The following is an 11,080-nucleotide window of genomic DNA, read 5'->3' on the forward strand; positions in this document are numbered from 1 at the left end:
CGTCAGCGATTGTCAGCGGACTTAAATCCGCCGCGGACAATTCCGTATCGGTGCTGCTGTCGCCTCGTAATCAAGAAATCGCTGCCGGCCTGGCGCTTCGCTTTCCGGATGTCCGCGTTGCACCCGATAATCAGGCCGTCCTCGACAGTTGCGATACCATCATGCTGGCGGTTCGGCCGCAGATTGCGCATGACGTGCTTGCAGGATTGCAGTTTCGTCGGGACCATCACGTCGTCAGCTTGATCGCCATCCTGTCGCGCGAGGAAATAGCCGCCTTGATCGCTCCCGTGGAGCAGGTGACGAAAGCACTTCCCATGCCGATGATCGCTCACAGGCAGGGAGCGACAATCATCTGCCCGCCCGATCGGCGCGTGGCGGCGTTTTTCGGCCGACTGGGAAAGGTGATCGAGGTCGATGATCCGAGCGAGTTCGACGCGCTGAGCGTCGTTACCGCGACATTTGCCAGCTATTTCAAATATCTCGATACAATCCATGGATGGCTGACAGAGCATGGCGTCGCCGACGCGCGGGCGCACGACTACATCGCCACCATTTTCAAAGCGCTGGCAAACGCACCGAAAACAACGCCGGATATGGGCTTCATGGATCTGGCGCAAGACTATGCAACGCGCGGCGGCATCAACGAACAGGTTGTGCGCGAGCTCACGGCAGGGAATGTCTTCGATGCCTTCGCAGAAAGCCTGGATGGCGTGCATCGGCGCATCGCGGCAGGAGCAGCGCCGCGCATTGGCCCTCGATCGTGACGATGACAGTTGGTCCTGCCGTAATCCTTCACACCAACGCGCCGGCGGTGGCGATGAAGCTGTTGCGGGAAACGCATCCGGGGCTGTCGGTCTACCCTTGTGACAGCTACGCCGGCCTGGCCGCCCTGATAGAACAGACAAAAGCCGAGATCGTCTATTCGGTGCGCTTCGACGGTACGGCGCGTTTCCCGCGCTCCGCTCTCCTGGAGAGCCCGACGGTGAAATGGGTGTCGGTCGGCGGGTCGGGGACGGATCATCTGGGTCCCTGGGACCCCGAAAAGGTGACGGTGACGAATGCCGCCGGGGTCGCGGCCGACATGATGGCCGAATACGCGCTGGGGGCGATGCTGTCCTTCTCGCTCGGCCTTCGAAATTTCGCCAGGCATCAGCGCGCCCGGACTTGGATCACCGGGGCGGTCGAGCCGATCCAGGGCAAGACCTTGCTGCTGCTCGGCCTCGGCAGGACCGGGCAAGTATTGGCCCGGCGCGCCAAGGCCCTGGGACTGACGACGCTCGGCGTGCGTGCGCATCCCAGGGCAACCGCCGATGTCGACGAGGTTCACGGCATCGAGTCCTTGCCGGGGCTTTGGGGCCGGGCCGACTTCATCACCTGTTGCGTGCCGCTGCTGGAGGCGACGCGCGGGCTGATCGGCGCTGCGGCGTTTGCCGCGATGAAGCCGTCGGCGGTGCTCATCGACGTTTCGCGTGGCGGCGTCGTCGACGAGGCAGCACTCGTGGCTGCGCTCGACGGCGGCCGCATCAAAGGTGCCGCGCTCGATGTGTTTTCGACCGAGCCGCTGCCGGCGAATCACCCACTTTGGGGCTATGAGAACGTGATCGTCACGCCGCATTGCTCGTCGGTCTATGAAGGCTGGGAGGAGAAAGCGCTTGATATGTTCGCAGACAATCTCAGCCGCTATCGGCGCGGCGAAAAGCTGCTCGGCGTTGTCGATCCAATGCGCGGTTACTAGTTCCTCTGCACAGAGGATTTGGTTCTTTGACTGAGCCTGAAGGAGGCTGTGATGGTTGCCGCCGACCGATCTCCTCCTGCCAATCTCGAGCGTTTGCGATTAGCCATAAGCCACCACACCTTCGTCATCCCAGGGCGGAGCAAGGAGCGCAGCGACGCGGCGCAGACCCTGGGATCCATTCCGTTACCTCAGCCGAGGAATGCAACGGCTCAGAACGGTGCTTGCATCCGCAACGGTGCCAGCTACCCTTCCACCATGACCGGCTATGCCTATATGACCGCGAGCCAGAAGCGCGGCACGATCTACATCGGTGTCACCAACGATCTTGGCCGCCGCATGCCGGAGCACAAATCCGGCCAGGGCTCGCGCTTCACCAGCCGCTACGGTGTGCAGCGTCTGGTCTGGTACGAAGAATATTTCGACATTCGCGATGCCATCCAGCGCGAGAAGTCGCTGAAGCGCTGGCCACGCCAATGGAAGATCGAGCTGATCGAGAAGACCAGCCCTGAATGGTTTGAGCTTTTTCGCGGGACCGGGTGGTAGCCTTCGGCTCTGGTCCGCTGGAGCACTGCCGCCAGGGAACGGCATGGATCCCAGGGTCTGCGCCGCGTCGCTTCGCTCCTTGCTCCGCCCTGGGATGACGAAGGGAGGGATGTTTCAGCCAATCCTAGAGGTTTGCGATTTGCCACTGAAATTGGCTGAGAGGAATTGTCGACGGTCGCTGCCGATCGGCCCAACCTGTCAAATCACTGTGCAGAGGAACTAGCGATGAAGTCTCCCGACGGCGCCTCGATACAGGACGCCGATATCGCGATCATCGGCGGCGGCATTGCCGGGGCGAGTGCGGCCTATGAGCTGGCGGCGGTCTCGTCGGTCATCCTGCTCGAGCGGGAAAGCCATTGCGGTTACCATTCCACCGGCCGGTCGGCCGCGAGCTTTACCGAGAATTACGGCAACGCCGTCATCCGACGGCTGGCGATCGCCAGCCGGTCTTTTCTCGAAGCGCCGCCCGAGGGCTTTTGCGATCACCCCTTGATGTTTCCGCGTGGCATGCTGACCATCGCGCGCCAGGATCAGCTCGGCCGGCTTGAAGAAGAACTCGAAAGGGCCAGGCAATTCGTGCCGTCGATCCATCGGGTCAGCCCCGAACAGGCGTTGGCCCGCGTGCCCGCGCTGCGATCCGACTATGTCGCCGGTGCGTTCGTCGAACCGGACTGTCGCGAGATCGACGTCAACGAGCTTCATCAAGGTTTCCTGCGCAATGCGCGCAAGCGTGGCGGCCGGATCGTCATCAATGCAAGCGTCGACGCGATCGAGCGGCACAAGGGTCGCTGGATCCTGCAGACGAGCCAAGGGCTATTCGCCGCGCCGATCCTCGTCAATGCGGCCGGCGCCTGGGCGGACAGGATCGCCGGCCTGGCTGGAGTTGCGCCGATCGGCCTCGTGCCGAAGCGGCGCACCGCGTTCCATGTCGCGGCACCGGATGGCGTCGCCATTGCCGGCTGGCCGCTGGTCAACGATGTCGGCGAGGAATTCTACTTCAAGCCGGACGCCGGCCGGATTTTCGTCTCGCCGGCGGATGCGACCCCGAGCGAGCCGATGGACGTCTATCCCGACGATTTCGACGTCGCCGTCGGCGTCGATCGGCTGCAGCGGGCGACGACGATCGACGTGCGCCGGATAGAACATCAATGGGCGGGCCTGCGCAGTTTTGTCAGCGACGCCTCGCCGGTGGTCGGCTTCGACGCCGAGGCCGAAGGCTTCTTCTGGCTGGCGGGACAGGGCGGCTACGGCATCAAGACATCGCCGGCGCTGGCCAGGGCATGTCGCGATCTGATCCGCACCGGACGCTTGCCGGATGATCTGTTGCGTCAAGGCATCGAGCCGGGCGATCTTGCGCGTGGCCGGATCAGGGCGACATTCGCGCCGGAGGGAAAAGCACCGTGAGTGAGGGATGACCGCATGACGATCGAACGCTTCGAGAACGGACCACGCTTCTGCCGCGTGCTCAGCCACAATGGCATTGTCTATCATACCGCGCCGAGATCAAAAAGCTGACGGTCGATATAGATCACCTCGACGCGGCAATCCGGATCTTTGATCCGAACGCTGACACTTCCCCGATAAAGCAGTACGTGACCAAGCGCCGCGCCGAGAAAGGTTCGGTGAAACGCTTCCTGCTCAACACCGTGCGCGAGGCTACGGGACCGCTCACATCGCGCCAGATCACAGAGATGTGGGTGGCAGACCGTGGCCTTGTCGCGGACGAGGCGACCTACACGACGATAAGGAAGCGCATCGGCGCCTGCATAAAGGTCTGTGTCGGCCAAGGTCTGATTGAGGAGTGCGGCAAGACGGAAGACCACGACACCAACGGGCCGTATAAGCTGTGGAGACTGAAAGGAGCGACCAGTAGGCCGCCCCGATCCGTTTTCGCTTAAGCCGCCATCGGGAAGTCGGCGGGAAGTTCAGCCGCCGGCGGAATTTCGGGGAACTTGCGTCCCTTCATCCCATCGGCAATCCGGCCAAAGTTGAGGCCGGGGTAATAGCCCGAAATCCACGAATACGGGATTCGCTTCTGACGGGCCAACTTGATCACCGGGACCATATATCCGGTGTTACCTTGCGGTCTTGCATTGCCTTTTCCTTTCACGAAAAGGGTGCGACCGAATACCGGTTGACGTTGATTCGAAGATGAATCATTGTCGTTGCGTTCATGTGCGCCGATATTCGGCCACGGTTTATGATCCGGGACCATTTCCGGACCCAGCGTGGCACCGAGGCATTTGCGCCCCGGCACCTACCGCCCAGCGGCGGCTGCTGAAACTGACCAGGTCGGCAAACCTCGTCAGATCAGGAAGCGGTCATATGGGTTCCATCGCATCTCCAATGCTCGAATCGCCGGGGGAAACCCCGGCGACTTGAAGCATATTGAAAAAGGGCCGCCTGACACGGGCCTTCTGAGTTAGCTTCCGATTTTCTTCTCTTGATTATTCTACTTGGTGGTGAGAATAATCGCACGAAAGAATCGGAGAGCGTCCCATGGCTAACGTTCGCAGCCCAAACTACCCCGTTGTCGACTTGGCCGGTGCCCTCACCATGGCCCGAAAGCTCTATGAAAAAGACGGGCGGAACAAAGTGTCTAGATCGGCGCTGGCGGCGCACCTGGGGCACGATAGCCTTAGTGGACCTGCATTAGGGAAGATTGGCGCATTACGCGCTTACGGTCTCGTTGATGGCACCGGCGACGAGAACCGAATCACTGACGATGCACTTACCGCGCTCATGGCTCCGGAGGACTCTGTGGACAGAGTGGAGGCGCTGCGCCGGATGGCATTCCAACCAAGCCTGTTTCGGGAAATTGCAAAGGAGTTTCCGACGCCGCCGAGCGATAGCAATCTTCGCTATTGGCTTGCTAAACGGGGATTCTCACCGGACGGGGCCGCGAAAGCCGCAAAGACCTATCTTGCGACAATCGCGCTTGCGACCACTATGGAGAAGGGGTACCCTCACTCTCCAACCCTTATGGAGGATGAGATGATGCAGGCTCCGGAGCCATCACGTCCGATTCAGCGTCGAGCCGAGACAAGCGAGCCGCCGCTTAAGCCGGGGATGCGGCAGGAAATCATTGCATTGGACGAGGGGGACGTGACCATCACGTTCCCTGTAAATCTGTCGGCCGAGAGTTTTGAGGATCTAGAGGACCACTTGAAGCTTTTTGTTCGAAGAATGCAGCGCCGTGCGAACGCTAGAATTCTCGGCTTCGATGAGGGCCACGACCAGCATTAGGCGTTGCGGCCTGCCAGTAACCGCACCACTGATCCGACTTCGGCGCAATGCTGATGGCGCTGACGGCCATCGCATACTGAGTGCCGTTCGCTTCGCGGCGGCAATCTTCCCGCCATGCCATTTCGGCCGCATAAGAGCCGAGATAGTCGCCCGCGATGCGGTGGTGAATGCCGATCTCGGCCCGGCGGATGCGGGAGAAAAACGATTCTGCGGCATTGGTGCAAGGGCCGTCCTTGGAATAAGCCTCTTGGTGGTTGATGCGCTTTATCGGGAAGTAAGCCGCCAGCTTGTCCCAATGGGATGCTTCGTCCGCGCGTACGGTTGAACCGTGCTTCACGTTGGCCGCAACGAAGGCAACGCCGTCAGCCTCGATGCGCGCAACATGCGTGAGAGTGCGGCCATCGGTTTCGCGAGCAACGATAACCGACTGGCGCTTGCCGGTTTGATTGGCGGCAAGGCGGCGGTCTTTGCGGTCCGCCTTGTGGTTGGCCGGCTTCACGTAACCACCGAAATAGGTACCATCAACAGCGACGTTGCCAAACAGTGCGCCTTCGTTGCGGGCAAGCTTTATGGCTTCACGGACCTTGTGCAGCATCACAAAGGCCGTTTTGTAGTCAACCGAGAGGTCGCGGGAGAGTTGAAGGGCGCTGTAACCCTTTGCGCCGTTTATGAAGACGGCAATCGCGGCGAGGATATCGCGCACGGCCAGCTTGCGGCTGGCGAAGATCGTGCCAGAGGTAAGGCTGTACTGCTTGTAGCAAGCCTTGCACTTATAAACTTGACGGCTTTTCAGATCGTAGGAATCGCAGCCGCCGCACTCCGGGCAAACCGGATCGCCGTCCGTTTCGGACCAGCGTATCTTGCGGAATGCATTCCTGGCTTCCGCATCCGACATGCGCATGACCTTGACCAATGAGAGGGGTCTTGGCAGCGGTGAAAGGAGGAAATGCTGAGACATATCAAATCCGGTGATGTTGCACATCGTATATAGGACATTGAACCAGCACATGCAAGTGTATATATCATCGTTTGCGATGTTTTTTCTGGAGAAATGATGATGGCCGCCAATTCCCCGACCGCGCCTTATGAGGAACAGGCGAAAAACATACTGAAAGGCGAATTGAAGCGCCGGGGCATAACCTATGCCGCGCTAGCCGAGAGATTGAAGGAAAAGGGCGCACACGAAAGCGAGCGCAATCTGGCAAACAAGATAAGCCGGGGTAGCTTCACCGCCGCGTTCTTCATGATGTGCATGGACGTGATCGGAGTCCGACAGGTCAGCCTAGAGGCATGAGCGCAATCTTTTCTGAATGTGGGAAATATCGCTATCGGCTCGAACGGCACATTGGCGAGGGACCACCCTTGGGCTTTATTCTCCACAATCCAAGCACAGCCGGCGCGACTGCCGACGATGCAACGTCCCGACGCGGGATCGGATTTGCCCGAGACCTTGGTTACGGAAGGCTGATTTTCGTAAACCCTTGGGCCTGGGTTGCGACCAAGCCGCGCGAACTGTGGGGCGCTGAGGACGCTATTGGACCCGAAAACGACGCCCATATTCGGTCTGTCGTCGCGGAAGTTTCAAGAAATGGCGGTATGATCATCGCCGCGTGGGGCCGCATTAGTCCGCCCGCCGCGAAGCGGACACAGGCTAGGGCGAGGATCGCATCCTTAGTCCAACTGATTGAAGGCGTCGGCAGTCAACTTTATGCGCTTGGGGTAAATAAGGATCGATCTCCGAAACATCCCCTCTATGTGAAGACTGATGCGAAGCCTTTACCATGGTCAATTTATGGGGATTCCCATGCCCTTTAATTTGTGGAAAACCTCGCGTACACGGCCAAGCGGTGATTCGCAGCGGTATACAGGTCGAACGCTGGGTGGCGGGGACGGCCAAGGGGAGCTTTGCTGAGATGTTTACAGACGCAGACATGCTGCGCCTTCAGCAGGACCAGTACCGGCATGATGCGCGCAATCACACCGACATCCTCCACCTTACCAAAAATGACCGCCTAAAACACTATGGGCTGCATTTTGCGAAGTATGTTGGACGGCTGGCGCGCGGGTCGGCTGAGCCGATCTCCTATGACCGGACCATTGTGGATACGGTATTGGTGTCGCTTAGCGCCTCCAATACGATGCATCAGCACCTCGAAGCGCCGTCAGCCCTGACCAAGGAAGCCCAGCAAATCGATCCCTTGCGGACCTATGCCGATGCCGCCGGACGATTTGCGGACGCTTGCGAGAAGATCGACCATATGGAGGAATTCATTCCGATCGCTCGCAAGGCGAACGCGGACATAATGTCTTGGGCTCTCCAACAGGCGGCCGAGCGCAAGATCGATCTTGAAGGACAGCTACGGCAGCGGCGAGGGGAGCTACGTGGCAGACAATTCTACATCTCGGACTAGTGGGCCTGTCCGCTCTGGCGGTTTCTGGAGTGGCGAAAAGCTGCTCCAGAACAAGTCTGTCATAACGAATTTTGACGATAAGCAAGTCGACGCAAACGCATACAATTTGCGCATGGGTAACGTGCTCTTTAAGACGGCCGAGCTGTCTGGCGAGCACCAAGGCAAAAAATACCTTATCGATAAAGAGCCTTTTACTATACCAGCCGGGCAGTTTGCCTTCCTTCTTACCCGTGAAGAAGTTTGCATTCCCAATGATTCCATGGCGTTTATCTCCATGCGCACCCGGATCAAATATCAGGGCCTGATCAATGTATCAGGCTTTCACGTTGATCCAGGATATAAAGGTAAGCTCGTATACGCGGTCTACAATGCTAGTCCATCGCCCGTGCAGCTTTGCGAGGGTGACCCAGCCTTTAAGATATGGTTCTGCAGTCTGGATAGATCATCTGCACCCACATACGTTTTCAACAAGCCCGGCGTATACGATATCGACAATGAAATTGTTCGCGGAATGAGCCGCGAGATTAAATCTCTCCAAGCCATGAGCGAGAGGCTAAGAGAAGTCGAAAACAAAATTGACGTAAAATTTGCGGAACAAAAGCCTACAATCGACGGCCTAAAGATGGCGTGGGATACGATAACGCGGGGCGTCGTGATTTCCCTCCTCGTGCTGCTTGTAACAGCACTTTTCCCGGTAGTGCTCGGTGTGGGGGGTTATACGCGGGACTATGTGCTAAGTTGGCTTTCCAAACCTAGCGAACCACCCGCATCCCCTCCAGCCGTTCGGCCTGATCCAGGCCAACAGCCACAGAAGCCAGTAGAGCCCGGCGGTTAACACCATCATATCTCGGACGTAAACATCATATTTGGTGAGTTTGCTCCATAATAACGCAGTTTTGTCAGCGACGCCTCGCCGGTGGTCGGCTTCGACGCCGAGGCCGAGGGTTTTTTCTGGCTGGCGGGCCAGGGCGGCTACGGCATCAAGACATCGCCGGCGCTGGCCAGGGCATGTCGCGACCTGATCGGCACCGGCCGCTTGCCGGATGAGCTGTTGCGCCAAGGCATCGAGGCGGGCGATCTTGCGCCTGGCCGGATCAGGACGAAATCCGCGCGTAGGGAAAAAGCACCGTGAGCAAGGGATGACCGCATGACGATCGAACGCTTCGAGAATGGCCCACGCTTCTGCCGCGTGCTCAGCCACAATGGCATTGTCTATCTGGCCGGCATGACGGCCGACGATCTGTCGGGCGACACCACGCAGCAGACGCGCGACGTGCTCGCCAAGATCGACACCTATCTGGCGAAGGCCGGCAGCGACAAGTCCAGGATCCTGAGCGTCACGGTATGGCTGCGCGACATTGCCGATTTCGACAAGATGAACGCCGCCTGGGACGCCTGGATCGACAAAAGCGCCATGCCGGTGCGGGCAACGGTCGAGGCCCGGCTCGCCGGCGACGGCTACCGCGTCGAGATCATGGTGACCGCTGCCGCCTGAACTGCGATCTATTGGGGAGACGACGCCATGGCTCGAGACCTGACCATCGCGGTCTGCCAGACCGGCCCGATACAGAAAAGCGCGCAGCGCGCCGAAACGGTGGACCGGCTCGTCGCGCTTCTGGAAAGAGCGGCGGCCGCCGGCGCTGAAATCGCAGTGTTTCCCGAACTGGCGCTGACAACCTTCTTTCCGCGCTGGCGGATCGACGACCAGGCCGAGATCGAGGCGTTCTTCGAGCCTGCCATGCCGGGCCCGCAGACACAGCGCCTTTACGACGCCGCGGCGCGCTTAAAAATAGGCTTTGCGCTCGGCTATGCCGAGCTGACGCGCGACGACGGGGGCCGCTTCAACACGATGGATCTGGTCGGGCAGGACGGCAAGCTTGTCGGGCGCTATCGCAAAATCCATGTGCCGGGATCGAGTGAGCCGGAACCGGGCACGACCGTGCATCTCGAACGTCGTTATTTCGAGCCCGGCAATCTCGGTTTTCCGGTCTTCGTCTATCGCGGCGTGCGCGTCGGCATGGCCATCTGCAACGACCGACGCTGGCCGGAGACCTACCGCATGCTCTGTCTCAACGGCGCCGAAATTGTCCTGATCGGCTACAACACGCCGCTGCTGCTCGATGAGGCGCCGGCGCTGGCGCATCTGCGCATGTTCCACAATCACCTGCCGATGCAGGCCGGCGCCTATCAGAACACGGTCTGGGTCGCGGCAGCGGCCAAGGCCGGCGTCGAGGACGGCCAGGCCTTGATCGGCGGCTCCTGCATCATCGCCCCAACCGGCGAAATCGCGGCGCAGGCGATGTCGCTCGACGACGAGGTGATCGTCCATCGCGCCGATCTCGACCTGATCGCCGTCTGCCGCAAGGTGAATTTCGACTTCGCCAGATATCGCCGGCCCGACCAATATCGGCTGATCGCAGATCAGGTTTGAGGTGACAGCGTCGCTGGCCGTTCGCGTTCCGTTATTGCGTTACCATCACAGGACTTCGAAACTAGTTCCTCTGCACAGAGGACTTGGTTCTTAGACTGAGCCTGAAAGCGGCTGTGGACGGTCGTCGGCCGGCCTCCAGCCGCCATCTCTGACGCTGGCGATTGGGCATAAGTCACCACGACTTCGTCATCCCAGGGCGGAGCAAGGAGCGAAGCGACGCGGCGCAGACCCTGGGATCCATTCCGTTACCTCAGCCGAAGAATGCAGCGGCTCAGAACGGTGCTTGTATTCGCAACTGTGCTCGTTACCCTTCAGCCATGACCGGCTATGCCTATATGACCGCGAGCCAGAAGCGCGGCACGATCTACATCGGCGTCACCAACGACCTCGGCCGCCGCATGCCGGAGCACAAATCCGGCCAGGGCTCGCGCTTCACCAGCCGCTACGGCGTGCAGCGTCTGGTCTGGTACGAGGAACATTTCGACATTCGAGACGCTATCCAGCGTTAGAAGTCGCTGAAGCGTTGGCCGCGCCAATGGAAGATCGAGCTGATCGAGAAGACCAATCCGGAGTGGTTCGAGCTTTTTCGCGGAACGGGCTGGTAGCGTCCGGTTCTGGTCCGCTGCATTCTTCGGCTGATGTCACGGAATGGATCCCAGGGTCTGCGCCGCGTCGCTTCGCTCCTTGCTCCGCCCTGGGATGACGAAGTGGAGG

Annotated in this window: 14 protein-coding genes and 1 pseudogene; 13 read left to right on the forward strand and 2 right to left on the reverse strand. The window is 59.8% G+C overall.

Annotation, left to right across the window (positions count from 1 at the left end):
• From EOA85_RS15690 to EOA85_RS15715, 5 genes are all read left to right on the forward strand, one after another.
• Window positions 1-764: pyrroline-5-carboxylate reductase (locus EOA85_RS15690; protein ID WP_127210182.1), on the forward strand; the 764-nt coding region annotated here is incomplete at its 5' end.
• A gap of 2 nt (window positions 765-766) precedes the next feature.
• Window positions 767-1,735, forward strand: a complete 969-nt coding sequence (locus tag EOA85_RS15695; RefSeq protein ID WP_127210184.1) for a D-2-hydroxyacid dehydrogenase — start codon at window positions 767-769, stop codon at window positions 1,733-1,735.
• Window positions 1,736-1,990: 255 nt separating this feature from the next.
• Entirely contained in the window at window positions 1,991-2,278 is a 288-nt protein-coding gene (locus EOA85_RS15700) for a GIY-YIG nuclease family protein (protein WP_127210199.1), read from the forward strand.
• A 225-nt stretch (window positions 2,279-2,503) separates the two neighbouring features.
• On the forward strand, window positions 2,504-3,682 hold the full coding sequence (locus EOA85_RS15705; protein WP_127210186.1) for an FAD-binding oxidoreductase: 1,179 nt from the start codon (window positions 2,504-2,506) through the stop codon (window positions 3,680-3,682).
• Between the two features lie 188 nt (window positions 3,683-3,870).
• A complete protein-coding gene (locus EOA85_RS15715; protein WP_206523303.1) occupies window positions 3,871-4,176 on the forward strand; it encodes a hypothetical protein in 306 nt (101 codons plus the stop codon).
• Here EOA85_RS15715 and EOA85_RS39000 read toward each other — a convergent pair.
• Window positions 4,173-4,493, reverse strand: a complete 321-nt coding sequence (locus tag EOA85_RS39000; RefSeq protein ID WP_245485788.1) for a hypothetical protein — start codon at window positions 4,491-4,493, stop codon at window positions 4,173-4,175. The two genes, EOA85_RS15715 and EOA85_RS39000, sit on opposite strands and share 4 nt — an antisense overlap.
• A 284-nt stretch (window positions 4,494-4,777) precedes the next feature.
• Between EOA85_RS39000 and EOA85_RS15725 the strand changes: the two genes are divergently transcribed.
• Window positions 4,778-5,524, forward strand: coding sequence for a hypothetical protein (locus EOA85_RS15725; RefSeq protein ID WP_127210188.1), 747 nt, complete (start codon window positions 4,778-4,780; stop codon window positions 5,522-5,524).
• Here EOA85_RS15725 and EOA85_RS15730 read toward each other — a convergent pair.
• Window positions 5,484-6,482, reverse strand: a complete 999-nt coding sequence (locus EOA85_RS15730) for an IS1595 family transposase (RefSeq protein WP_127210200.1) — start codon at window positions 6,480-6,482, stop codon at window positions 5,484-5,486. The two genes, EOA85_RS15725 and EOA85_RS15730, sit on opposite strands and share 41 nt — an antisense overlap.
• 93 nt (window positions 6,483-6,575) lie before the next feature.
• On the opposite strand from EOA85_RS15730, the gene EOA85_RS15735 reads away from it, so the two are divergent.
• The 7 genes and pseudogenes from EOA85_RS15735 (at window position 6,576) to EOA85_RS15770 (ending at window position 10,971) form a co-directional block, all read left to right on the forward strand.
• Window positions 6,576-6,818 carry a DUF6471 domain-containing protein gene (locus EOA85_RS15735; RefSeq protein WP_245485789.1) on the forward strand — a complete coding sequence of 81 codons (243 nt, stop codon included), beginning with the start codon at window positions 6,576-6,578 and terminating at the stop codon, window positions 6,816-6,818.
• Between the two features lie 553 nt (window positions 6,819-7,371).
• The gene (locus EOA85_RS15745; protein ID WP_206523304.1) at window positions 7,372-7,935 is read left to right on the forward strand and encodes a hypothetical protein; all 564 of its coding nucleotides are present in this window, start codon (window positions 7,372-7,374) and stop codon (window positions 7,933-7,935) included.
• Complete coding sequence (locus EOA85_RS15750; protein WP_127210194.1) at window positions 7,871-8,770, forward strand: hypothetical protein; 900 nt, start codon at window positions 7,871-7,873, stop codon at window positions 8,768-8,770. The genes EOA85_RS15745 and EOA85_RS15750 overlap by 65 nt, the downstream gene beginning before the upstream one ends.
• A gap of 81 nt (window positions 8,771-8,851) precedes the next feature.
• Window positions 8,852-9,067 (forward strand): hypothetical protein, encoded by a 216-nt coding sequence (locus EOA85_RS15755; protein ID WP_281033742.1) that lies wholly within the window; start codon window positions 8,852-8,854, stop codon window positions 9,065-9,067.
• Between the two features lie 15 nt (window positions 9,068-9,082).
• The gene (locus EOA85_RS15760) at window positions 9,083-9,430 is read left to right on the forward strand and encodes a RidA family protein (protein WP_127210196.1); all 348 of its coding nucleotides are present in this window, start codon (window positions 9,083-9,085) and stop codon (window positions 9,428-9,430) included.
• A gap of 27 nt (window positions 9,431-9,457) precedes the next feature.
• Window positions 9,458-10,366 (forward strand): nitrilase-related carbon-nitrogen hydrolase, encoded by a 909-nt coding sequence (locus tag EOA85_RS15765; protein ID WP_127210197.1) that lies wholly within the window; start codon window positions 9,458-9,460, stop codon window positions 10,364-10,366.
• A gap of 317 nt (window positions 10,367-10,683) precedes the next feature.
• Window positions 10,684-10,971: pseudogene (locus EOA85_RS15770) on the forward strand (GIY-YIG nuclease family protein).
• Window positions 10,972-11,080: the final 109 nt, after the last annotated feature.

Origin of the sequence: Mesorhizobium sp. M5C.F.Ca.IN.020.29.1.1 (genome assembly GCF_003997375.1) — a bacterium.
Lineage (GTDB): Bacteria > Pseudomonadota > Alphaproteobacteria > Rhizobiales > Rhizobiaceae > Mesorhizobium > Mesorhizobium wenxiniae.